This window comes from Exiguobacterium aurantiacum (assembly GCF_001766415.1).
GTDB classification, from domain to species: Bacteria; Bacillota; Bacilli; order Exiguobacteriales; family Exiguobacteriaceae; genus Exiguobacterium; species Exiguobacterium aurantiacum_A.
This window is the reverse complement of record NZ_MKXO01000001.1, coordinates 345,679-369,359: the sequence shown is the minus strand read 5'-3', so window position 1 is coordinate 369,359 and position 23,681 is coordinate 345,679. Positions and strand designations below refer to the sequence as shown.

Below are 23,681 nucleotides of genomic sequence, written 5' to 3'. Positions count from 1 at the left end.
CTTGACTGACTCGTTCTGAAATTTTTCCCGTTTCTCGTTTCATACAAACGCTTTTCCGTCGGAATGGGTCTTGATCCGTCCGAGCGCCTCGTCAACGATCGTCCGGGATGTACCGAAATTGAGACGCTCGAACGTCGACGCCGACGCCCCGAACGGAACACCCGGTGACAAGAAGACCCGCACTTCCTCGTGGAGCCATTTCTTCCGAGCTTCGGGCTCAAGGCCGAGCGCGGCGAAATCGATCCATAACAAGTAACTCGCCTCCGGCATGAAGCACGTCAGCCGGGGTAACTCGGCATTCAGGCGCTCGACGACATAGGTGGCTTGTTCCTCGAGCTCGGCCGTCAGCTGGTCGAGCCATCGTTCCGCCCGGACGTCTGTGTAGGCGGCGATGATGGCCGTATTGGCGAACGGTGTCGGTAGGACGTGGTGTTTGTTTTGGACTTGGATGATCCGTTTGCGCCAGGCGTCATCCGGACAGATGATGTACGACGCGAACAGGCCGGCGATGTTGAACGCCTTCGACGGGGCGCTCACCGTGATGACCCGGTCGTCGAGTCGATTGATCGCCGTATGGTGCTGCGACGGATACGTCAGATCGGCATGGATCTCGTCGGCGACGATGATGACGTCGTACGTTCTCGCCAACTCGACGACGCGCGCGAGCTCGGACTCTGTCCAGACGCGACCGACCGGATTATGCGGTGAACAGAGCAAAAACAGTTTCGCCTGTCGCATTGCGTGTTCGAGGGCGTCAAAATCCATCTCATACTTGCCATCGACTTGTTTGAGCGGGGCGTCACGCACAACGCGTTTCAACCCGGTCACGAGTTCATGGAATGGTGGATAGACCGGGGATTGGATGACGACCCCGTCCCCTTCCTTCGTCAACGCCTCGACGATGTGGGTCAGTCCGGGCACGACCCCGCTCGAGAACAGCACATGTTCGGGGGTGACGACGAGTCCGTGTCTCCGCCCGTACCAAGAGCTGACGGCCTCCTGGGCTTCTTTCGCGAACATCGTATAGCCGAACTCTCCTGTCGCCGCACGCGCCGCGAGCGCTTCCGAGATCGAAGGTGCCGTGCGGATATCGATATCGGCCACCCAGAGCGGCAGTACGTCAGACTTCACATGGAACCAGCGCTCGAGGCCGTCCCATTTCACCGAGTCGGTGCCGACCCGGTCAAGCGGTTGATGTAAGATTGATTTCATAGTGATCCCTCCTGTCCCTACTGTAACAAAAATTGAAGCCACTGGTCGTCAAAAGCGTGGCGGATTTTCGAGACGTCGGCTATAATCGACCGAGAACAGTGTTTGGAGGTGACAACGATGACCGTACGCATCATCCGCCATAAACGGCGAAAGAAAGCGGCTTTCTACATAACGGCCGAAGGGATCGAGCTCCGTATCCCGGCCCGACTGTCGAACCGGGTCGTCGAGACGATCTTAAGCGAGCATGCGGACTGGATAAACGACCGGCTCGCGGCATTACCTAAAGCCCCGTCATTGCCGAACGACCGGCTCCGCTATCGAGGTGAGACCGTGCCGCTCGTGCGCACGAACGCCGTTGACGCCTTCGACTACGACGGGACAGCTTTCCGGTGCCCGGACCGGTGGGACGAGTCCAGGCTAGGGGCCGCATACGAGACGTGGCTCCGCGACGAGGCGCTCGCTTATGTCACCGAGCGGGCGCCCCACTATGAACGTCTGCTCGGGGTGAGCGCTGCGAAAGTCCGCATCGGCCATCAGAAGACGCGCTGGGGGTCGTGCAGCTCGCGCGGGACGATCTCGATCAACGTCCGGCTCATGCTCGCCCCGATCGAAGTGATGGACTATGTCATCGCCCACGAATGGACACATCTCGTCCATTTCGACCACTCCAAATCGTTTTGGTCGACTTTATCCTCTGTTTATCCGGACGTCGATGGGGTGATGGCGTGGTTGAGACAACACGGTCACACGCTCGTCGTCAAAAAAACCAATTGAAGGAACCGCCACCGTCGTCGGTGGCGGTTCCTTCAATTGGTTTTTTCGTCAGATCGCCGAAGTGAACTGTTCGGCCGTCCCGTTCAATGACTGGGCCGACTGCTCGATCTTCCCGAAGCGTTCGAGCGTCGCTTCCATGATGTTGACACTCGCATGAATGTCTTCGTTCGATCGTGAGACGCCGTCGACGATCGAGGCGAGCTCTTTGTTCATCCCCTCGGTGTTGGCCCGGACCTCGATGACGGCGCGCTCGACGAGACGAGACAAGTTACGGACCTCGGTCGCGACGACGTTGAAGCCGAGGCCGTGTTCACCTGCCCGCGCCGCCTCGATGGCGGCGTTCAGTGACAACAGGTTCGTCTGGGCCGCGATCTCTTTGATCGTGCTGGCGATTTTCGTGATCTCTGCCGCTTGGTCTTGAAGGTTGCCGAGCGTCTTCAAGTTTACCGATGCGTCCGACTCGAGCCGCTCGATCGTCCGCTTCAAATGTAGGCTCTCCTCCATGCCACGGCGGGCCCGGTCATCAAGATTCTCGGCCATATCACGGAACGTGCGGGCGTATCGTTCGATCGTCTGTTGCCGCTCGGTGATGTCCGAGGCGATCTTGACGACACCGATGACGTCATCCCCCTCATAGATTGGCATATACGTCGCCTCGAGCCAAATCGAGTCGCCCCGGGCGTCGATGCGTTCGATCTTGTCGGCCGAGCTGAACCCGTCGAACAACTTGTTCCAAAACGCTTGATAGTCCGTACTGTTGACGAAGTTCGGCGTACAGAACAGATGGTGCTGCATCCCGACCATCTCATCGCGTTTGTATTTCATCGCCTTGGCGAAGGCGTCGTTCACATCGACGACACGGCGCTGGCGGTCAAATCGAATCATCGCCATGTTCGCTTCGATGGCGCGAAGCACGTCTGGTGACGATAGGCTGACATCTCTCGTTTCAATCATTCCGATAATTCCCACCTTTATAATTTGAGTTATTTCAGGACATTTTTCCTTTGTTAGTACAATCGAATTCAAGTGTAACTTGTGATAAAAGTCCTGACTAGCGCCGTTTTTAACAGTAAGTCAATATCTTGAGTTTGAAGTATTTACCAACTTCATCACAGGTTATCAGACAATGAATCGCAAAAAAAGAACTCCTCGTTTACAGGAGTCCTATTCGGACCTTTTCGTGAAACTGACGGTGCTAATCTTGTAAAAAGATTTGCTTCTACGTAGTTGTCGATTCTTCGGTCAGTTGCGCGCGTCTGGCGGATTCATCGACACCGCCAATCGTCACTGCAGCCGAAGTCTCATCAAACCAAACGCTCTGCTTACTCCACGGCACCGGGAAAAAGTTCATGGAATATTTTCGCACCTTCACTCGACAACTTGAACTGTTCGTCCGTGTTCATATCTTTCACGAAGACATCAACTTTCTGCGAACGTTTGTGGTAACTCAACTCGAACTGTTGACCTCGATTTCCTTTCAGCAGCGTCAAATACATGTACTCTCCCGCTTCCCCATTCTTGGTCGAAGGTGTCCCCGTCTCGAGCGCCTCGGTCAATCGTTCATAGCCTTGCCCCTCGATGCTGACTGCGTCCGGATAGTAAAACGGGACACTGGGATGGTACGGGTATTTATGGACATAACCGATCGAGACGGCATCGGTATCGGTCGGCTCTGTGATGAATGGATTCGGTTTGAATCGAATCGAGATCGTCTTCGTCATCTTTTGACCGTTTGACTCGTAGGTTAATTCGTATAACGGAAACGGTTCGAGCGGTTCGAGCGTACCGCCTTCAAGCAGCGTCCGGACATTTAAGTTGTCGACTCCGTCCAGTAATTCGCCATCGTTCAACGAATGCTGTCCATAGTGAATCCCGTCACTCGACATTAACATGTATGGCGTCTTCGTCTTCGTGCCATATCCTAACGCAACATGAGTGTCCTCCCTGACCACGTGAGGAGCAAAATCTAAATACGGTGTGAAGACCCCGTCGTCCCCGATTCCAAACTCGATGGACCCGTTGAAACCGGGCGAGATCGTATAAAGACTGTTCATGAACGGTCGAATGGTGAGGTCTTGCCTGTAAGAATGAATCGCTTCTTCCCGTGATAACCTTTCCCGAATTTCTTCTGTCCCGCTTACTACGCTAGGTAGCAACGAGATCTCGCGTGCGGTCTCGTCTTTCAAAAACTCCGGTCTTGCATCCAGCTTGACCGCCCGATATCCCTCGACATGGTCCGACTTACACAGCGCGTAAACGGCATCACCTTCGACGAACGATGTCTCATTGAAGGCGTATGTTTCAGTATCGGGCTCAGTGAACGGCATTCGGCTTGCAAACGTCACGCCAAGCAAGGATAGATGGTCCTCCTCGATATCGTTGAGTAACTCGCCTTGTTCACAATAGGTCAACATGTCCTTGGCCTTGATTGCCTGCACTTCAAGGTCATGTGTGATGTGCTCTGCCGTCCAATGGGCCTCGACAACATCATATCGGACTACTTCTTGGTCCCGGGCGCATCCTGCAGCCAAAACGAATAGCGATAGACAGATTCCTAATCCGAACTTTTTCATCAGTTCACCTCAATTCTTCGGTTTCTTCTTCAAGTCGGGGAAGTAGGACAAGAACGTCTCCGCCCCTTCGCTCGTCAGTTTATACGTTTCCTCAGTAGATTGGTCCGTCACGTAGATATCCAGTTTCTTCGATCGCTGTTTATAAGTCACCTTGAATTCCTGACCTTTGAGCCCGTCGACGATCGTTAGAAGCGGATAGTCGCCCTGATCGCCTACACGTTTCGTCGGCTCGGCGGAATCGATTGCTTGAATCAGATCATCCATCTCGTTGCCGGCCGCACGCAACACAGCGGGATAGGATACTGTCGATTCGTTGTCAAACGGTTCCTGATGGAGATACACGAGTGGCCCGGTCACAATCGGCATATACTCCTCGTTAGGATGTGTCTCGAGCGTCTTTCGTTCATCAGTGGACAACAGCTTTGCGGCACGATATGTGATGCTTGCTGTCTCGGTCACCGCTTCTCCGTCGCGGGTGTAACTGAACTCATATAACGGATAGGTCTTATTCGGCACGAGTTCCGTGTCAAGCGGGAGTCTCTTGACGACGAGGTCGTCATACGTCGGTTCTTCTTTCGTTGGATCATTGATTGTATGTAACGGACTGACCGAAACGTAAAGGTCAGCAAGTAGTAATAACACGTATGGTTTGGCGTCACGCGAATCATAGCCAATGGCTAATTTGACATCTTCCACATCCGCCATCATCGGTTCGAACGCGAACAAAGGGAATTGGCTCGGCCGATCCCCGACGGTCAATTCGATCTCTCCGTGGATCGCAGGAGAAAACGCCATGACCGTATCGGGAAACGGCTCGATTTCATTCCCGGCCTCTGTCAATTCATCAGCATTTTGCACGGCGAGGCGAGCGGCTTCGTCTGCTGGACGGACAGAGGGATAGTGCCGAATCGAATGACCCGCAGTCAAATCGACGAACTCCGGGAATGCATCGACCATTTCCACTGAATAATGTGGTGAGGCCATATCCCGACACATCGCATAATTTTCGTCCCCTTGTATGTATGTCACGGCTTTAAATCCATATTCCCAACCCGTGTCCGTCATCGGATGGCGGCTCGCCACGACCGTATCGAACACAGTCAGGTCGCCCTTCAACTCGGTCGTCAAGTCCCCAGTGCAGGCCGCGAGCGTCTCACCGGCCGATTCGAGCACCACTGGTTGTTCTAGTGAGTATTTGCTGACAGTCCAATGGGCGTCGACATACGACAATTTCACGACGTCTTGTTTCTCTTCACCACACCCGGCCAACAAGCTCGTGGATATTACAAGTAAACCGACTAACTTTTTCAAATTATCCGCCCCTTGAATTTTATTATCTCCAATTTTACCATTATATTACTTTGGAGAGGGTATGAAAAACCCGCCCATGAAATTGGACGGGTGCGATGAATCGATTAGATGCTGTTATCGATGGCGCGTGTCAGTCTCGTCTCGACATCCAGTGCGATGGACTGGAGCGACTCGTCCTCGATCAATTCGATCAGTTTCGTCGGTTTCGGCATCCCGACGTGGGTCGCCCCGTCTTTCGTGAAGACGGCGAGCTTGCACGGCAGGAAGTAGCCGCCCTCCCGGTGCGCCGTGATGACTTTCTTGGCCTCTTTCGGGTTGCACACTTCGAGGATACGATAGTCCCCGTCGATGGCTTCACCTTTCTCTTTGAGCGTATCACTCAAGTCGAAATCCCACAGCACGCCGAACGCTTCGTCCTTGAGCGTCGCTTTCAACTTCTCGACCACTGCTTCGACCGACTGATCCGTCTTCACCGTATAATCAAACATGTAAGCCCCTCCTTGTTTGTTGTCTCTCTCGTCATGTACCCGAACTCGCTTGAAACGAATCGTTCCGACGATTTCGAAAAAAGTATATGTGATTTGAAACATATTCTACGCCGAACCCGTATAATCGAGAGACAATAAAGTAATCCAACCTTAGGAAAAGGAGAAGTGGTTGTCGTGACGGTCACCGTATTCACGCATACAAGCTGCAGTTCTTCCCGCAAGACGCTCGATTGGTTACGCGAACAGAATATCCCGTTCATCGAGAAGAAATTGACCGACCAAGGAATGTCGTTCACCGAGTTCAAGGAGATGCTCCGGCTCACCGAAAACGGGACGACCGATCTCTTGTCTGTCCAAAAAAGTGTCTACAAACAAGCGGCCGACCAGCTCGACGAGATGTCGCTCCGCGAACTGTACAGTTTTGTCGCGACGCATCCGCAGATCTTGAAGAGTCCGATCGTCGTCGATGACAACCGGATCCAGATCGGGTTCAGCGAGAAAGAGATCCGGACGTTCATCCCGCGGCATAACCGGATCGCCGATTTGAAACGACTATTAGACAAACAGTAAGAGCGCCGCAAATTTTGCGACGCTCTTTTGTCAGGCTTTCTTTAGACGGGCCGCCAAGCGGTTGCCGAATGATTGGATCGACTGCACGAGCAGGATCAAGACGAAGATCGTCACGTACATGACTTCCGGCTCGAACCGGAGATGCCCGTACTGATAGGCGATATCGCCGAGTCCGCCCGCACCGACGAGACCCGCCATCGCCGTCGCACCGATCAGACCGATCGTCGCGATCGTCAGACCGAGCACGATTGACGACCGCGCCTCACGGATCAATACGTACCAGATGATCTTACGCGTCGAGATGCCCATCGCCTCGTACGCCTCGACGACGCCGCGATCGACTTCGAGCAGTGCCGACTCCATCAAACGGGCGATGTATGGCGCCGTGAAGACGATGAGCGGCAACAGCACGCCTTGGACGCCGATCGTCGTCCCCATGATGAAACGGGTGAACGGCAAGATGAAGAATAGCAGAATGATGAACGGGATCGAGCGGACGACGTTGATCACGCTCGACAATGCCCCGTAAAAGTAACGGTTCGCGAGCCGTCCATTCGGCCGCGTCAAGACGAGGAGCGTCCCGAGCGGCAAGCCGATCAGTGTCGAGATGACGAGCGCGATGCCGGTCATCGTCAGCGTCTGGATCGTGCCCGTCCAAATCAAGTCACCCCAATTTCCCCAAAACTGCAGCATGGTTCGTCACCTCCTTCACTTTGACGCCGCTCGCTTCAAGGTAGCGGACGGCTTGGTCGGTCTGTGCCTGGTCCCCGTCGAGATGGACGAGCAAGTTGCCGACGAGACCGCCTTTCAGCTTTTTGATCCCGCCCCCGATGATGTTCGGCAGCAGGCCGAACCGTTTCGTCAACTCGGCGAGGACGGCCTGTTCGGTCTGGTGACCGATGAACGACAAGTTGACGAGCGTCCCGTGCGAGCTCAACACGTCGACGACTTCTTTCGGCACGTCGAGGTTCGCTTTCAAGAAGCGGCGCGTCGTCGGATGTTGCGGGTCCGAGAAGACGTCGAGGACGTCCCCTTCTTCGACGATCTTGCCGGCGTCGATGACGGCGACCCGGTCACAGATGCGCTCGATGACTTCCATCTCATGGGTGATCAAGAAGATCGTCAGCCCGAGCTCGCGGTTGATCTCGAGCAACAGATCGAGGATCGATTCGGTCGTCTCCGGGTCGAGCGCGCTCGTCGCCTCGTCGCTGAGCAGGATGTCCGGCTCGTGCGCCAACGCCCGGGCGATGGCGACGCGCTGTTTCTGGCCGCCGGAGAGTTGCTCCGGGTAATGTTTACGGTGATCGGTCAGTCCGACGATATCGAGATACTTGTCGACCCGCTCGCTGATCGAGCGTTTATCGAGTCCTTCTAGGCGGAGCGGGATGGCGACGTTGTCTTCGACGGTCGCCGTCTTCAGCAGGTTATAGTGCTGGAAGATCATCCCGATGCGGTGACGGAGCTTCGATAACCCTTTTTTGTCGAGCGTCGTGATGTCTTGTCCTTCGATCTCGACTTGACCTGACGTCGGCCGTTCGAGCAGATTGATCATCCGGATGAGCGTGCTCTTGCCGGCGCCGCTCCGACCGATGATGCCGAAGATCTCACCCTTTTCAATCGTCAGCGAGACGTCGTCGAGCGCCGTGACGGTCCCTTTGTTTACCGTGAATGTTTTTGAGATCTGTTTGAGTGCGATCATAGTGCCTCCTTAAAACGCCGGGACGATCGAGCCGTCGAACGTCTCTTCGATGAACGTCCGGACCTCGTCCGAGTGGTAGTAAGATTTGAGTGTCTCGACGACTTCATCGTCTTTGTTGTCGGTACGGACGACGACGTAGTTCGGGTACGGGTTGTCGACCGTGTCTTCATGGAACAAGGCGTCCTCATTGATCGATAGGCCGGCACCCATCGCGAAGTTCGTGTTGATGGCCGCGAGCGCGACTTCCGGGAGCTGGGTCGGGAGCTGTGACGCCTCGAGCTCGATGAATTCGAGGTTGAGCGGGTTCTCGGCGATGTCACGTTTCGTCGCCTTGTCCGTCAATCCTTCTTTCAAGGTGATGAGTCCGGCCGTCTCATACAGGCGCAGCGCCCGAAGTTCGTTCGCCGGGTCGTTCGGGACGGCGACTTTATCGCCCTCCTTCAACTCCTTGATGTTCGTCAGCTTGTCCGAATAGAGCCCCATCGGGAAAGCGACCGTCTTGAACACGTCGTCGATCTTATAGCCTTTGTCCGCCTTCTGCAGCTCGAGGAACGACAGCGTCTGGTAACTGTTCACGTCGAGACTGCCTTCGTCGAGTGCGGTGTTCGGCGTGTTGTAGTCGTTGAACACCTTGATGTCGAGCTCGAGGCCATCCTCGGCCGCGAGTTCTTTTACTTTCTCGGCGATCTGCTGGTGCGGTCCGCCTGTCACGCCGATCGTGAGGGCTTCTGTGCTGAGCGATTCGCTCGCGTCCGATTGGCCGCACGCCGACAAGGCGATGGCCGCGAGTAGAGATGTTCCTGCGAGTACTGTTTTCTGTTTGATGTTCATGAATGATTCCTCCTCCAAAATAAAAGCCCGCTACTCATAAAGAGTGGCGGGCACGACAAGTCAAAGACAGTCGGACACGCTCATCTCCCAGACGTTTCGTCTGTTGGAATTAGCACCATGATCATTACGATCTGGTTGCCGGGTTTCATAGGGCCAGTCCCTCCACCACTCTTGATAAGCTATCGGTCTTATTTAATTGTTATCATCTTACTTTTAATTCTTTTATTTGTAAACAGAAAATACTAAATTTTCAAAAATTATTTTCAAATAGTCAATATCGAGCGGGACGGGTGAGCGTTGCAACTCGGTCTCGACCCGGACCGCGTCGACCAGTTGCGAGATGTCGGCCGGCACGAGTCCGAGCGTCTCAAGTGACGTCGGCGCGCCGATCCTGGCGAGCCACGCCTCTAAATACGGGGCGTCAGACGAGCCACGCAACCGTTCTTGGACAAGGAGGCCGAAGCCGACCTTGTCACCATGTAAGAACGGATGGGTCGACTCGAAGCGGCTGAGCGCGTTGTGAACGGCGTGGGCGACGGCAACGCGTGTCCCGGCGTCCCCGAAACCACCGACGGCACCGCCGACGGCGAGGATGTGATCGACCGCGAACCGGGTCTCTGGCCCATACGCGGTGAAACTGGACTCACTCAAGTCGAGTTCGACGAGCCGGCCGCATTGCTCGGCCAAGGCGAGACCGGTGTTGACGCCGGCGTCAGGCGAACTGTCGCCGCTCAAATAGCGGGCCTCGTAAAACTTGGCGACCGTGTCGATGACGCCGGCCCGGAAGTAGTCGTACGGCGAGTCGGTCACGACCCTTGCGTCGACGATGACCCGCTCGATGACGACGCGGAACACGTCGTAGCGGTCATAGGCACCCTGCTCGTCATAGATGACGCTGAGCGGCGTGAAGGCGGCACAATTCGAGGCGAGCGTCGGGATGACGATCAGCGGGACACCTTGCCGGTAAGCGACGAGTTTCGCCGTGTCGACGAGCTTGCCCCCACCGACGGCAATGAGGACGTCCACATTTTTCAAACGGAGCCGTTCGACCTCGGCGTCCGTGCATTCGCCACGGAACAGCGATGTCGGATAGGCAGTGATCGCTGGCAGGACGCGCTTGACGACGTCAAAACCGTTCTGCCCGCGCAGCACGTGAGCACGACGGCCAGCGATCAATTCATCGAGCCGCTCGAGCGCGTCATCCGCATGGTCGTACTCGAGCACGGCTTGGCGGATCATGCCCGGACCTCTTCATACGTCGCGAACAGTTTCTCGATCCGCTCGACGGCCTCGTCGATCTTCGGCTCGGCGGAGACGAGCCCGAACCGGACGTACCGCTCGCCTTCTGAGCCGAAGAAATAGCCCGGCGTCACGGCGACCCCTGCCTCGTGGAGCAGCTTATGCGAGAACGATTTGGCGTCCCCGTCCGGCACTTTCGCCCAGACGAAGAACGAGCCGCTCGGGGCCGTGATGTCCCATCCGGCCTGACGTAACCCGTCGACGAGCCGGTCGCGGCGGGCCTCATACAACCGTGACAAGTCGTCCCGGAGCGAACGCGGTGACTCGAGCGCGGCGATGGCCGCCTCTTGGATGGCCGAGAACACGCTCACATGGACGTGGTCCTGATACGTGTTGATCGCCTCGATGATGTCGCGGTTGCCGACGGCGAAAGCGACCCGCCAGCCGGACATGTTGAACGCCTTCGACATCGTATACACCTCGATGCCGATGTCTTTCGCTCCCGGTGCCTGCAGGAAGCTCGGCGGGACGTGACCGTCGAAACCGATGCTGCCGTAAGCGAAGTCGTGGACGACCATGAGGTCATGCGCATTCGCGAAACGGACCGTGTCGTCAAAGAACGCGGGCGACGCGACGGCACCGGTCGGATTGCTCGGGTAGTTCAAATACATGAGTCGCGCTCCCTGCGGATCGAGCGTCTCGTAATCAGGAAGATAGCCGTTCTCTTCCCGGAGGACGAGGTCGTGGACGACCGCACCGGCGAGACGCGCCCCCGAGATGTAGTCCGGGTAGCCCGGGTTCGGGAGCAACATGCCGTCACCTGGCTCGAGAACACATTGCGGGAGCGTGATGAGTCCCGACTTGCTGCCGATCAAGATGGCCACTTCGGTCTCGGCATCGAGCGCGACGCCGTATTCGGTCTGGTAGAACGTCGCGACCGCTTGCTTCAGGCGCGTCTGTCCCCGGAACGGGCCGTATTGGTGTGTCGCCGGGTCGAGCAGGGCCGTCTGCAACGCCTCGCAGATCGGGGCCGGTGTCGGCAAGTCGGGCGTCCCTTGGCCGAGCCGGATGACGTCGCGGCCTGAACGCTCGAGTGCGGCGACTTCAGCGGCGAGTCCGACGAAATGCTGGGGGGGTAACGTTTTAAGTAACTTCGAGCGTCTGTCTGTCATGAATAGTCCTCCTATGCAAAAACACCCCTTTCCGAGGAAAGGGGTGTCGAGATACGGACGTATTCAAACAACCACCTTTCCATCTCTCAAGGTCACCTTGCTGGAATTAGCACAGTATTGAAACAATCTGTTGCTGAAGCTTCATCGGGCCAGTCCCTCCGCTTCTCTTGATAGAAAGTGTTTTTATATGCAATTGATAATTTCTGTAATATGTCATTTAGTAAACCAAACGTTACCAACCTTGTCAATCCTTATTTCAAAAATTCCTTACCGCTATTGAATCCCGGTAAAAAAACGTTCATAGTAAAAGGTGAACGTTATTCTGCAAAATTTACAGCATGAGGGGATAGACCATTGGAACTAAACCGTCAATTGATATGGAAGTTAAGCGTGATCGGGCTGATTCTGCTCGTCCTATGGAAAGTCATCAGTGAGCCGGACACGATCTCTCGGGTCCTGCAGTATGCGTTTCAGCTGTTGACGCCGATCATCATGGGAATCGCCATCGCGCTGCTCCTCAACACCGTCCTGTCCTACATAGAAGAACGGTTCCACTTGAAGCGCTACCAAGGCTTGTTGATCGTCTACGTCACGTTCATCGGGATCCTTGTCGTGTCAGCGGTGACGCTGTTCCCTCGCATCTATTCGAGTGTCGCGTCTCTCATCGAGGAGCTCCCGTTTTATATTCGCCAAATCGATAGCTTCCTCGGTCAATTCAACACGTATTTGCGAGAATACAACGAGACGATCGCCCAAGCCATCGACTTGAACCGGTTCGAGGAGCGGTATTCCGGATGGGTCGAGACGGCCGTCGTGTCTTCGGTCGGTTACGTGTCGAGCTTCACGATGACGTTGATCAACTTGTTGATCGGGATCGTCATCTCGATCTACTTGTTGAAAGACAAGGAAGTGTTCGCCCGGATGTTCAAACGTCTGCTGTATGCGATGTTCCCGGTCGCTTCGGCGAAGACGACGATTGACATCTTCCAAGAGATGGACTATATCTTTAAACGCTACATCATCGGAAAGTCGCTCGACTGTCTCATCATCGGCGTGATGGCCGTCATCGGGCTCTTGATCATCGGCGCGCCGTACGCGCTCTTGCTCGGTGTCATCATCGGGGTGCTGAACTTCATCCCATACGTCGGGCCGCTCTTAGGGATGATCCCGGCGTTCATCATCACCTACTTCTACGACCCGTTCACGGCCCTGCTCGTCTTGTTGTTCATCTTCTTGCTGCAACAGTTCGACGGACTTTGGCTCGGCCCGAAAATTCTCGGCGACAGCGTCGGGATCACTCCGTTCTGGGTCATCACATCGATCATCATCGGGGGGAGCCTGTTCGGCCTCGTCGGGATGTTTATCAGCGTACCCGTGACCGCGATGATTCAAGTCGTCTTGTCCCGGTTGATCGATTATCGGCTCACCCGCAAGAACTTAAATGAACTGTTATGACGCAAGTCAAAATCTGTTGACACATTTCAAGAATCTGTCATACAGTTGAAACGAAGAGTAAACTTTCAGAAAGGAGGACCCGCCATGTCAGTCATGACGCAGCCACATCGTATCCAATTTCATACTGACAGGTCGGGGTCTTCCGTTTCATGAACTGAAGTCACCCGCCTGTCTTCCGAGGCGTGCATAAGCAAGTAGGGACGAGTATGCCTCCGTGCATCCTTCGTCCCTTTTACTTTGTAGAAGCAGGTGAAACGCATGATTCAATCACTCAAACGGCTCGACCGTAACATTTGGATTCGCTTCCTCGGCGAGACGATCACCGGTGTCATGATGTTCATGATCGCCCCCTTCCTCGTCCTCTATTACAGCGACAAGCTCGACAGCTACGTCCAAGTCGGCGTCATCTTGGCGACCGGGCCGATCATGGCGCTCATCGGCTCGGTCGTCGGCGGACGTCTCGCCGACCTGTACGGCCGAAAACCGGTCATGATGACCGCCATCCTCGGTGATGCGGTCGCCCTCATCGGTTTCGCTTTCGCGGAAACGTTTTGGCCGCTCCTGCTCTTGAACGCCATGCTCGGCTTGACGAACTCGCTGTTCCACCCGGCAGCGAGCGCGATGGTCGCCGACGTGACCGAGCCGGAACAGATGAACGAGGCGTTCGGTCTCTTACGGATGGGGCATAATATCGGGGCGGCGTTCGGTCCCCTTCTCGGGAGTGCCGTCTTGTTCATCGACCGACAGTACATCTTCTTCACGGCAGCGTTCGTCTTCGCCCTGTATGCGCTCGTTCTCGGACGTTTCATCCGGGAGTCGCTTCCTGAGACGACCGGAGCGGAGACACCGTCGAACCGTGACGTCTTGCGCGTCTTTTACAACGACAAAGTCTTTCTCGTCTTCATCTTCGCCGGCGTCTTCATCTCGATGGGCTTCTCGCTGATCGAGAGCATGTTGCCGCTGTTCTTGAAAGAGTCGATGCCGTCGTTCACCGACCGCGAGAACCCGTTCGCCTATCTGCTCGCCTTGAACGGCATCATGGTCGTCTTGTTCCAATTCCCGATCGCCTCAAAACTCGGGCGCAAACCGTTCGGCAACGTCATGCTGGCCGGAGCGACGATTTTCGGGATCGGGATGATGTTGATCGCGATCGTGCCGCGGCTCCTCTATACGCTCGGCACCCCGTACCTCGTCCTCGTCGGTATCCTGCTCGCCGTATACGCGTTCTATACGCTCGGCGAGATGATCATGTCGCCCGTCCAACAGACGTTCATCGCCATGATCGCCCCCGAAAACATGCGCGGTGCCTATAACGGGGCCGCCAGCATCCAATGGTTGATCGGTGGTGTGACCGCGCCGCTCATGGCCAGCCTGTTCCTCGACCAACGCGCCGGTCACATCGCCCTCATCCTCGTCGGGGCGGCGAGTTGTCTGTCGGGTCTCATCTATTGGCGTCTCGGGAGATACGTCAGCGCGGAAGAAGCCAAACAAAAGACCGCTTAGTTCATCAATCCACCTAAACAACTTGGTTTAGGTGGATTTTAATTTCGTTTCAAACCTGTTAAAATTTGAACTTCACTTTCATTTTTCCTTTACAAACATAATGATTCTTCTTATGATAATACGGTCAAGGAGGGATCTTTCATGGAAAGGATCGATAAACAGAAAATTGTGGACAGTGTGCCACAAAAAGGATTTTTCGGACAGCCGAAAGGCTTGTTCACGTTGTTCTTCACTGAATTTTGGGAACGTTTCTCGTATTACGGGATGCGGGCCATCCTCGTCTTCTACATGTATTACGAGGTATCGGAAGGCGGGCTCGGGCTCGACCAGAACGTCGCCCTGTCGATCATGTCCGTGTACGGCGCGCTCGTCTACATGTCAGGAGTCATCGGGGGATGGCTCGCCGACCGCGTCTTCGGGACGTCCCGGGCCGTATTTTTCGGTGGTGTGTTCATCATGCTCGGTCATATCGTCTTGTCGATCCCGGGCAGCCTCACGTTCTTGTTCATCTCGATGGGCCTCATCGTCATCGGTACGGGTCTTTTGAAACCGAACGTGTCGAGTATCGTCGGTGACCTGTACCACGAGACGGACCGTCGCCGTGACGCCGGGTTCAGTATCTTCTACATGGGGATCAACCTCGGGGCCTTCATCTCGCCGTTGATCGTCGGCGGCGTCCAAAAGAGCTACGGCTTCCATTGGGGCTTCGCTCTCGCCGCGGTCGGGATGTTCATCGGTCTCGTCGTCTTCGTCCTCACGAAAAAAGGCAACCTCGGCCTCGCCGGGTCTTACGTGCCGAACCCGTTGACGGCGTCTGAAAAGAAGAATGCGATCAAGTACACGACATTGGCCGTCATCCTCATCGGAGGATTACTGGCCATCCTGATCCCACAAGGCTTGTTCACGATCAACACGTTCATCGGACTCGTCGGTGTGTTCGGGATCGTTATCCCGACGATCTACTTCATCGTCATGTACCGGAGCCCGAAAACGACAGAAGTCGAGCGGTCACGCATCATCGCCTACATCCCGCTCTTCATCGCCTCGGTCATGTTCTGGGCGATTCAAGAACAGGGCGCGACGATTTTGGCAAGCTATGCCGATAAGCGGACCGATCTTGAATTTTTAGGGTTCACGCTGTCGCCGGCCTGGTTCCAATCACTGAATCCGTTGTTCATCATCCTGCTCGCCCCTGTGTTCGCCTGGTTATGGGTGCGGCTCGGTGATCGTGAGCCGAGCATCCCGACGAAGTTCGCTTTCGGAATCTTGTTCGCCGGTTTGAGCTTCCTCGTGATCTTGCTGCCGGCCTACTTCGGTGGACCGGACACGCTCGTCAATCCGCTCTGGCTCGTCCTCAGTTACTTCATCATCGTCCTCGGTGAGCTCAGTCTGTCTCCGGTCGGTCTGTCGGCGACGACGAAACTCGCCCCGGCCGCCTTCTCGGCCCAGACGATGTCGCTTTGGTTCTTGTCGAACGCGGCGGCACAAGGGATCAACGCCCAGCTCGTCCGGTTCTACTCGCCAGAGAACGAGATGCTCTACTTCGGGATCATCGGCGGAGTAGCGATCGTGCTCAGCATGATCTTGTTCGCGCTGGCCCCGGTCATCAAAAAGTACATGCGCGGTATCCATTAAGTCAAAAAAACGCCATTCCTCGCGCGAGGAATGGCGTTTTATTATTTATCGGATTACTTACGGACTTGGATGAGCGACAAGTAACGGTCGATCATGTCGTGGTTGAAGTAGTCGTGGAAGTGGTCTTGCTTCAATGCTTGGATCGACTCATGGAACGTCGCCGGGAGCGACGAGATGCCTTGGCTCTCGATCTGTTTCGCCGAGTACTCGAACAAGTCGTCCTCGTTCGGTGCCGACGGCTCGATCTTATGCTCGATCCCTTCAAGACCGGCGTAGATGAGCGCCGCAAGTGCCAAGTACGGGTTCGCGCTCGGGTCTGGGTTACGGACCTCGACGCGTGTCGCGCTGCCGCGTGAAGCTGGGATGCGGATCATCGAGCTACGGTTCGACGGGCTCCAACAAATGTTGACCGGTGCTTCGAACCCTGGGACGAGGCGCTCGTATGATTCTGGGAGCGGGTTCGTGAAGATGGCCGTCGCCCGGGCATGCTTCAAGATCCCTTCGATGAAGTGGCGGGCCGTGTGCGAGAGACCGTAGTCAGACTCCGGCTCTTCAAAGGCGTTATCGACCGGGTTGCCGTCTTTGTCGTTGTTCCAGACCGAGATGTTCAAGTGCATCCCTGAACCGTTGACGTCACGGAGCGGTTTTGGCAAGAACGATACTTTAGCCCCTTTTTCCTGTGCCGCGAGCTGGACGACTTCCTTGAAGAACTGGATGTTGTCCGCCGTGTGCAAGGCGGTGTCGTACTTGATGCCGATCTCGTGTTGGGCCGGTGCGACCTCGTGGTGGACCGCTTCGATGTTGAATCCGACCTCGCTCAAGCGGTTGGCGATATGTTGACGTACTTCGTAGCCTTTATCTTCTGAACGTGTCGAGAAGTAACCGGCCTCGTCATAAAACTCGCCGTTTTCGTCAAAGATGAAGAATTCTGGTTCGGCCCCTACGAAGATGGAGTAACCGTCACGGGCAGCGCGCTCTAACGCGTCTTTCAACACGTTGCGCGGGTCGAACTCGTAACGTTCGCCGTCTGGTGTACAGACGTCACAGAAGAAAGCGAGGATGCTCTCGTCACCGTCTTGTTCGTAGCGTGGTCGATCTAAATCCGGTCTCAAGAATAGGTCTGAGTTTTTGATAGAAGAAAAACCGGCGATTGACGAGCCGTCGAACATCGTCTTCCCTTCAAAAACTTCCGGCAACAACTTTGCAGAAAGAGTCAACAGCTTCAAGTCTCCGATCACGTCAGAGAAATACATGTGGATTTGTGTAATCCCTTTCTCTTGGACCGTTTTTTCAATCTCTTCTTGCTTCTTCCTATTGCCGTCCTTATCAGTTCCGAATAGATTTGCCATGATTCTTAAAAACCTCACTTAATTTATTTGACAGGTCATCACTGTCATGACGTACCATACGTACGCTTCTCCTTAAGTCATAACCTACTTTTTAAAAAGTTAAACCCCTATTCTTTCGATTTTGGCGTCTCGGCATCGATGAGCATGCTGCTCGGGAAGGAAGTTCGCGGCCCCGCTCGCGCGTTTGTTTTACTCGCGGCGGACCGCGTAGACCGTTGATGCTGCTATAAAAATCTGAGTTCGAAGTGGCTCATTCTCGTGACGCTTGGTATGATGGGTAGAGACTGAACAGAGAGGAAGAACGCTGTGAATATATTTATGACCGGTGCGACCGGATTTTTAGGAGGGCGGCTCGCCCGCGAACTGATTGCCCGAGGACATCGACTTTGCGTCTTGGCCCGAACGCCACAGAAAGTGACGGCGATGTTTACGAAGAGTGAACTTCGTTCGATTGACGTGCTCGCCGGTGATTTGACGGCTCCGCTTCTTGGAGCGGACGAGGCGTTTATCCAATCAAACGTTGATCAATTCGATTTGGTGCTCCACATGGCGGCGCTCGTCAAATTCGACGAAGAATTGCGCGAGGAGCTGTTCGATACGAACTTGACGGGGACGAGACAGGCCCTCGCTTTAACGAAGGCGTTGCACTGCCCCCGCTTCTTCCATGTCAGCACGGCCTACACGCTCGGGGCTCGTGAAGCAGGGGATGAGACGCTATATGCGACGGACCAACCGTTCCATAATCCATATGAGGAGAGCAAGGCCCATGCCGAACGCGAAGTCTGGGCGGCCCGACACGACCTCGCCGTCTCCATTTTCCGGCCGGCCATCATCGTCGGCGACTCGAAAACCGGGGAAGCCGACTCGAAGTTCACGATGTACGGTTACATGCGCGCCCTCGAGGTGTTCAAGCGCCGCCTCGAGCGTCGAGGTGCCCCGGCCGAACCGATCCGTCTGCTCGGCTCGGAGACCGGTACGTCTAACCTCGTCCCGGTCGATTACGTGGCCGACGTGTTGCTCGCCGCCATCGAGCACGCCCGCCCGAACACGATTTACAACGTGACGAACGATGCCCCGCCCCGGAACGAGACGATGCTCGAGTATATGAAGCAGGCGCTCGCGTTCCCGCATCTCAAGATCACCGAGACTCAATCCTCAAAGCTCAGCAACGTTGAGCACACGTTCAACGAGATGGTGAAAGTGTTCAATCCTTATTTGAATCGTAATATCGTCTTCAACGATCAAAATACGAAGCAACTTTTAGCCGATGCCGGCTATAAGCCGCTTGATTTGGATGAACGGTCGCTCCGCCGGATCGTCGATGCCTACTACGATACGAAGTGACATCAAAAAACGGACCTGACAAATTTGTCAGGTCCGTTTTAAAATGGTCATTCAACTTTTGTCGCAAACGAGAACGATTTTACCGTCCTGAATCTCACTTTCAAGTGATTCGACCATCTGCTTCGTCAGCCCGAGGCTCTCGAGCTGGTCAAGACGGTCATCCGAGTTTTTCGTGAATTTTGACACGAGTGATTCCCACATGCCTTTCTCGGTGATGCGGTAAGGCTGCACACCCGCTTCGGCAGCGAGTCGAATCGTCAATTCTTCATCTTTGGCAAATAAGTAAATGCTCTCATTGACGCATCCGCCCGACACCATTCCGTTCACTTCATGGTCGACCGAAGTCATATCTGGCACAATTCTCGTTTCTAACATCTTTCATCCTCCTAAACGTTCGCTTTCTAAAATCGAATAATATACTATTCCCGAAAAGTGAGTCATAAAACCCGATTGGACGAATCGTTTTATTAACAAGAGGTCAATGTATCGTGTAAGACCAATACTCGATCTCGAAGTGGTCGACGAGCCCTTGGATGCGCTGCCGCTCCTCGGCTTCGGTCTCCACCCCTTCCCGTCCGACTTTTATCCGGAACAGTTCGGGTTGCGAGCTGGGCTTCGAGACTTTGTAACCGGCCTGTTGCAACAGGCCCGAAACGATTTCAAGTTTCTCGCGCTCAGGCGATTTGAACGTATGCGACACTTTCATAACATTCTCCCTTCCCCTTTTTCTCTGACGTATTGTATCATATCAACCGGGAAGTACCGCCGTGCTATCAAGTTTTCATTGATGATATAATAAGAACAATGAGACAAGGAGTGATTGAGATGCCGAGACAGGATATGAACACAATCATGCTCGACTATATGAATGAGAAAGAGGACTATGAGGCGTTCGCCGCCAAGCTGAAGTCGCTGCTGAGCGAACTGTTGGACGATGCCGGGATCCAGTTCCACTCGATCGTCGCCCGAGCGAAAGAAGCCGAGAGCCTATATGCGAAACTGTCCCGCAAGCCGTACCAGTATCGGTCGCTGCGTGACGTCCAAGATTTGGCCGGGATCCGGATCGTCACTTATTTTCATGATGACGTCCGCGCCGTCGCCCATATTCTTGAAGAAGAATTTCGAATCGACCGCGAGCAGTCGATCGACAAGTCGACGTTGCTCGACCCGAACGAGTTCGGATACCTGTCCGTCCATTACGTCGTCGGATTGAGCGATAAACGGCTCGCCCTCGGTGAATATCGCCGTTTTGAGGAGAAAGAGGCCGAGATCCAAGTCCGCTCGATCCTCCAGCACGCCTGGGCCGAGATCGAGCACGATTTAGGTTATAAGAATCCGAACGCGGTCCCACCGGAGATCAAGCGCAGCTTCAGCCGTGTCGCCGGACTGCTCGAGATCGCGGACTCGGAATTCGTCAATATTCGCAAACAGTTGCGCACGTTCGAACAAGAGACGGTCGAACGGATCGTCGAGTCACCGGAGAAAGTCACGATCACCCGCGATAACTTGAACTACTATATCGCCAACGACGTCACCGTCGAGAAGCTTGATAACGCCATCTTCCAAAGCGACTGGCTGCTCGAGACCGACTTGTCGACCATCGTCGAGCTGACGCGCATGTTCCATTATGCCGAGATCCGAACGTTCCAAGATTTGAGGGATACGCTCGATCGTTACTTCAATCGAGCCGTTCAATGTGCGACGCTACTGCCGTCCTCGTTGCTGCCGCGTCAAGGGATGGGTGTCGTCTATGCCGTCCTCGCCAAACTGCTCGCGGAAGGCGATGATCAACAGATCGAATTCTTCTTCCGTCGGTTTTATCCGGACTTGAAGCATTACGACGAAATCATTCAAGAATTGCGTATCCACGAAGAGCCATCATAACTTTACAGACTTCATGTTTTTGTTGTAGAATGTTTTTATGTACTGAAATATATGCAAATAATGATTTTTTATAGAAGGGACTTTCGAGGATGACAACACCTGTACACACGGCATCCCGTCGCCAGCTCGTCGCAGACGCCGAGCGTGGGATTCGCATGAACTACCGCGGAGTGAAAAAGAACCTCCGCTCGATGTTTTCGCAATACTTGACGCGTAACGAATTCTTCATCCTCCGATCGCTCTGTCAAAATAGTCCACAAATCGCCTCGGCTTTGTCGAACGAGTTTCAATTCTCGGCCTCGATGATCACGGCCCTTGCTGATGAGTTGACGAAAAAAGGCTTGATCTCGCGCGAACGCAGCGAGCGCGACCGTCGTGTCGTCGAACTTCAAGCGACAGAGGAAGGCCGTGTCTTGTTCGAAACGCTCGAACACATGAAAATCGAGTACTTGATGGACGTGTTCGGCGATTTTTCAGACGAAGAATTGGTCCTTCTCTCGAAGTTGCTCGACCGCATGGACGCCTAAGGCGAACCAGACTTTATAGTGAATACGACTTAAAACAAGCAACAGGTCCCGAATCATCGGGACCTGTTGCTTGTTTTAGATATCAGATTCATTCACCTAGCCGCGTCTGATCGGCTGCCTGTTCACGCGCCCTCATCTTTTCATTCCATCTTCGGTGCTCTTCAAAAAACAAGTCTTGCTCATTATGGAGACGCATTTCTCTCATTTTTTTACTCAGTTCCCGTTTCTCTTTCACTGAGTCACGACCTAGCACGAACTGCCAAGTCAAATATATGCCGATCGCAAGTAGGAAACTGCCGCTGCCAGTCCCAACTCTCTCATAACTGATTAACCAAAAAATAATGAACAGTCCTACATTTGCGATGTGTTTTCTTTTTAGCACGCTCTGTTAAATCCCCCGTCAATTTATTCAATCAATTTTCCGACAGTTTATAATATATCAAAAAACTCGGGATGATTTTCATCCCGAGTTGAAAAATTGTGCTATTGCTTAACAATCGCCGTGACGACGATCCGGTCTCGATACCCATGTTCTGGGTCATAAGGACCCGCACACGTGATGAGTTGAAGACGAACCGATTGTGTCGCCGCGAAAATCGAGGCGAGCGGAACATCTTCGACCCGGTACCGTTCGACTGACACGACCTCATATTCGATCACTTGCTTGTTACGTTGGAGCGTCACCTGCTCTCCAAGTCGTATCTGATCAAGATTAGCGAAAATGGCCGGGCCTTGTAAATCGTCTAAATGTCCGGATAAGACGACGTTGCCTTTCGCTCCTGCTTTCGCCCCGTAACGATACCAGCCGACTTCGTCTGCTTCAGCCGGTGTGTCCATCCGGTCGTATCGGTCTTTACCGACCGGTTGGATGACAGTATCGACTTCAATAGACGGAATCTTCAGTCGTTCCGGAACGAACGTCTCGGTGTGAAAGGACTGACGATCGATTTCAGTAGCGGCCAACACGAGCGGTTCTGCGAATCCGACAGTTGAAAGTTTCGCATCCATATCCGGGGCATCCGCTACTGGTGCTACCATGAGGAACGAGAACGTTCCGATCAAAAGTAGCTTAAGCGTCTTGTTTCTGACGACGAAAGACGTAGAAGCCAGCTGCTGCTGCGCCAAGTACTGCTGCTGCTAGCAACCAGTTCATTGAAGCTGTCTGAGCGAGACCGCCTTGACCTGTCTCAGGAGCTTCGGCCATTTCTCCACCATCAGCTGCGAGGAGTACTTCGAAAGCCGGTTCCCCTTCAAGAAGGCCGATTGCGAATGCCGTATAGTTTTTACCGCCTTCGAGGGCGACGCCGTCAAGCGCTTTTACGACGTCAGTCGCGCCAGCTGGGCGAACTTCAAGATCGTACGTTCCAGCATCGAGTGTACCGTAGTCACTGACTGCTTTGAACTCGAGGTTTGAGAAGAGTGGGTCTCCACCTTTTGGAGCTACATCGACTGCAGGTGCGTCAGGTGCGAAGTGAGCGACGCGGACTTTCGATTTGCCATCTTCAAAGTTGGCATCATCTTCCATCGCTGCGATTTCGATGTTTGCAAGTTGACCGATCGCTGCCGCTGTGTAGAATTTACCAGCTTCGATTGAAAGATCGGCTGCGACGACGACTGTCTCAGTGTCGCCTGCTGGTTTGATTTCGACGTTGTAGTCACCAGCCGGTAGTGTCAAGTAATCCGTAAGCGCTTTGAACTCCGCGCCTTCGACTGCGACTTCACCGTTGACATAGACGTCCACCGCAGGGGCGTCAGGCGAAGCGTGGAGCACACGGACCATCGCGTTCTCGTGTCCATCTGCACTGACTGGCAGGATGAACGCGAACGCTAGAGCAAGTGTACCAAGTAAAGACATCAATTTCTTCATGTGAAATTTCCTCCTTTTTTTCCTTGGGTTGACCGATCGACTGCATACGACAAGTTTGATGCGATGCTGCATAGTGTGCTACATCTGATTGCTATGTAGCTGGTGACATCTTAAACTTAAGACAACAGGACGATGGCGTAAAGATGACGGTGTGCTTCGAATATGCCAGTCGGCACATTTGGTTGTTGCCGTTTTCTTTACATAGTCTTCCTTCCCGTTTCCATAAATTTAAAAACCCCGTAACGACA

23 protein-coding genes and 2 riboswitches are annotated in these 23,681 nt (G+C 54.3%); of the genes, 8 read left to right on the top strand and 15 right to left on the bottom strand.

Going from position 1 to position 23,681, the window contains the following annotated elements; genetic code table 11:
• Positions 1-39 precede the first annotated feature (39 nt).
• Positions 40-1,212, bottom strand: a complete 1,173-nt coding sequence (locus BJU60_RS01910) for a MalY/PatB family protein (RefSeq protein WP_070327238.1) — start codon at positions 1,210-1,212, stop codon at positions 40-42.
• A gap of 117 nt (positions 1,213-1,329) precedes the next feature.
• Between BJU60_RS01910 and BJU60_RS01905 the strand changes: the two genes are divergently transcribed.
• The gene (locus tag BJU60_RS01905) at positions 1,330-1,986 is read left to right on the top strand and encodes a M48 family metallopeptidase (protein ID WP_070327237.1); all 657 of its coding nucleotides are present in this window, start codon (positions 1,330-1,332) and stop codon (positions 1,984-1,986) included.
• 48 nt (positions 1,987-2,034) lie between these two features.
• Here the strand turns inward: BJU60_RS01905 and BJU60_RS01900 are convergent, their stop codons facing one another.
• From BJU60_RS01900 to BJU60_RS01885, 4 genes are all read right to left on the bottom strand, one after another.
• Entirely contained in the window at positions 2,035-2,940 is a 906-nt protein-coding gene (locus BJU60_RS01900) for a methyl-accepting chemotaxis protein (RefSeq protein ID WP_167615645.1), read from the bottom strand.
• Positions 2,941-3,308: 368 nt separating this feature from the next.
• On the bottom strand, positions 3,309-4,559 hold the full coding sequence (locus BJU60_RS01895; RefSeq protein ID WP_070327236.1) for a hypothetical protein: 1,251 nt from the start codon (positions 4,557-4,559) through the stop codon (positions 3,309-3,311).
• Positions 4,560-4,568: 9 nt separating this feature from the next.
• Positions 4,569-5,870 (bottom strand): hypothetical protein, encoded by a 1,302-nt coding sequence (locus BJU60_RS01890; protein WP_070327235.1) that lies wholly within the window; start codon positions 5,868-5,870, stop codon positions 4,569-4,571.
• A 104-nt stretch (positions 5,871-5,974) separates the two neighbouring features.
• Positions 5,975-6,358, bottom strand: coding sequence for a DUF302 domain-containing protein (locus BJU60_RS01885; protein ID WP_070327234.1), 384 nt, complete (start codon positions 6,356-6,358; stop codon positions 5,975-5,977).
• 174 nt (positions 6,359-6,532) lie between these two features.
• Here BJU60_RS01885 and BJU60_RS01880 point away from each other — a divergent pair, with 174 nt between their 5' ends.
• Positions 6,533-6,928, top strand: a complete 396-nt coding sequence (locus BJU60_RS01880) for a Spx/MgsR family RNA polymerase-binding regulatory protein (protein WP_070327923.1) — start codon at positions 6,533-6,535, stop codon at positions 6,926-6,928.
• A gap of 30 nt (positions 6,929-6,958) precedes the next feature.
• Here the strand turns inward: BJU60_RS01880 and BJU60_RS01875 are convergent, their stop codons facing one another.
• The 5 genes from BJU60_RS01875 to BJU60_RS01855 all read right to left on the bottom strand — a co-directional run bounded on the left by BJU60_RS01875 (position 6,959) and on the right by BJU60_RS01855 (position 11,869).
• On the bottom strand, positions 6,959-7,621 hold the full coding sequence (locus tag BJU60_RS01875) for a methionine ABC transporter permease (protein WP_016508742.1): 663 nt from the start codon (positions 7,619-7,621) through the stop codon (positions 6,959-6,961).
• Complete coding sequence (locus BJU60_RS01870) at positions 7,593-8,627, bottom strand: methionine ABC transporter ATP-binding protein (RefSeq protein ID WP_070327233.1); 1,035 nt, start codon at positions 8,625-8,627, stop codon at positions 7,593-7,595. The genes BJU60_RS01875 and BJU60_RS01870 overlap by 29 nt, the downstream gene beginning before the upstream one ends.
• A gap of 9 nt (positions 8,628-8,636) precedes the next feature.
• On the bottom strand, positions 8,637-9,458 hold the full coding sequence (locus tag BJU60_RS01865; protein ID WP_141737206.1) for a MetQ/NlpA family ABC transporter substrate-binding protein: 822 nt from the start codon (positions 9,456-9,458) through the stop codon (positions 8,637-8,639).
• 77 nt (positions 9,459-9,535) lie between these two features.
• Positions 9,536-9,639, bottom strand: a riboswitch (SAM riboswitch).
• Positions 9,640-9,680: 41 nt separating this feature from the next.
• Positions 9,681-10,697: an iron-containing alcohol dehydrogenase family protein gene (locus BJU60_RS01860; RefSeq protein WP_070327232.1), complete on the bottom strand. Its 1,017-nt coding sequence runs from the start codon at positions 10,695-10,697 to the stop codon at positions 9,681-9,683.
• Positions 10,694-11,869, bottom strand: a complete 1,176-nt coding sequence (locus tag BJU60_RS01855; protein ID WP_070327231.1) for an aminotransferase class I/II-fold pyridoxal phosphate-dependent enzyme — start codon at positions 11,867-11,869, stop codon at positions 10,694-10,696. Before BJU60_RS01855 ends, BJU60_RS01860 begins: the two co-directional genes overlap by 4 nt.
• Before the next feature lie 76 nt (positions 11,870-11,945).
• A riboswitch (SAM riboswitch) is annotated at positions 11,946-12,046 on the bottom strand.
• Between the two features lie 177 nt (positions 12,047-12,223).
• Here BJU60_RS01855 and BJU60_RS01850 point away from each other — a divergent pair.
• The 3 genes from BJU60_RS01850 to BJU60_RS01840 all read left to right on the top strand — a co-directional run bounded on the left by BJU60_RS01850 (position 12,224) and on the right by BJU60_RS01840 (position 16,462).
• Positions 12,224-13,324 carry an AI-2E family transporter gene (locus tag BJU60_RS01850; RefSeq protein ID WP_070327230.1) on the top strand — a complete coding sequence of 367 codons (1,101 nt, stop codon included), beginning with the start codon at positions 12,224-12,226 and terminating at the stop codon, positions 13,322-13,324.
• Positions 13,325-13,582: 258 nt separating this feature from the next.
• Positions 13,583-14,827, top strand: a complete 1,245-nt coding sequence (locus tag BJU60_RS01845; protein WP_070327229.1) for an MDR family MFS transporter — start codon at positions 13,583-13,585, stop codon at positions 14,825-14,827.
• Positions 14,828-14,968: 141 nt separating this feature from the next.
• A complete protein-coding gene (locus BJU60_RS01840) occupies positions 14,969-16,462 on the top strand; it encodes a peptide MFS transporter (protein WP_070327228.1) in 1,494 nt (497 codons plus the stop codon).
• Between the two features lie 53 nt (positions 16,463-16,515).
• Here BJU60_RS01840 and BJU60_RS01835 read toward each other — a convergent pair whose 3' ends face one another.
• Positions 16,516-17,811 carry a glutamine synthetase family protein gene (locus BJU60_RS01835; RefSeq protein ID WP_070327227.1) on the bottom strand — a complete coding sequence of 432 codons (1,296 nt, stop codon included), beginning with the start codon at positions 17,809-17,811 and terminating at the stop codon, positions 16,516-16,518.
• Between the two features lie 306 nt (positions 17,812-18,117).
• On the opposite strand from BJU60_RS01835, the gene BJU60_RS01830 reads away from it, so the two are divergent.
• Entirely contained in the window at positions 18,118-19,155 is a 1,038-nt protein-coding gene (locus BJU60_RS01830) for an SDR family oxidoreductase (protein ID WP_070327226.1), read from the top strand.
• Between the two features lie 51 nt (positions 19,156-19,206).
• Here BJU60_RS01830 and BJU60_RS01825 read toward each other — a convergent pair whose 3' ends face one another.
• Together BJU60_RS01825 and BJU60_RS01820 are read right to left on the bottom strand one after the other, a co-directional pair.
• A complete protein-coding gene (locus tag BJU60_RS01825) occupies positions 19,207-19,530 on the bottom strand; it encodes a general stress protein (protein ID WP_035386614.1) in 324 nt (107 codons plus the stop codon).
• A 103-nt stretch (positions 19,531-19,633) separates the two neighbouring features.
• Positions 19,634-19,861 (bottom strand): hypothetical protein, encoded by a 228-nt coding sequence (locus BJU60_RS01820; RefSeq protein WP_070327225.1) that lies wholly within the window; start codon positions 19,859-19,861, stop codon positions 19,634-19,636.
• A gap of 119 nt (positions 19,862-19,980) precedes the next feature.
• Here BJU60_RS01820 and BJU60_RS01815 point away from each other — a divergent pair, with 119 nt between their 5' ends.
• Positions 19,981-21,039: a GTP pyrophosphokinase gene (locus tag BJU60_RS01815; protein ID WP_236633674.1), complete on the top strand. Its 1,059-nt coding sequence runs from the start codon at positions 19,981-19,983 to the stop codon at positions 21,037-21,039.
• Positions 21,040-21,128: 89 nt separating this feature from the next.
• Positions 21,129-21,566, top strand: a complete 438-nt coding sequence (locus BJU60_RS01810; RefSeq protein ID WP_070327224.1) for a MarR family winged helix-turn-helix transcriptional regulator — start codon at positions 21,129-21,131, stop codon at positions 21,564-21,566.
• Between the two features lie 483 nt (positions 21,567-22,049).
• On the opposite strand, the gene BJU60_RS01800 is transcribed toward BJU60_RS01810, so the two are convergent.
• Complete coding sequence (locus tag BJU60_RS01800; protein ID WP_254281618.1) at positions 22,050-22,604, bottom strand: class F sortase; 555 nt, start codon at positions 22,602-22,604, stop codon at positions 22,050-22,052.
• A 31-nt stretch (positions 22,605-22,635) separates the two neighbouring features.
• Positions 22,636-23,433, bottom strand: a complete 798-nt coding sequence (locus BJU60_RS01795; protein WP_070327221.1) for a DUF4397 domain-containing protein — start codon at positions 23,431-23,433, stop codon at positions 22,636-22,638.
• Positions 23,434-23,681: the final 248 nt, after the last annotated feature.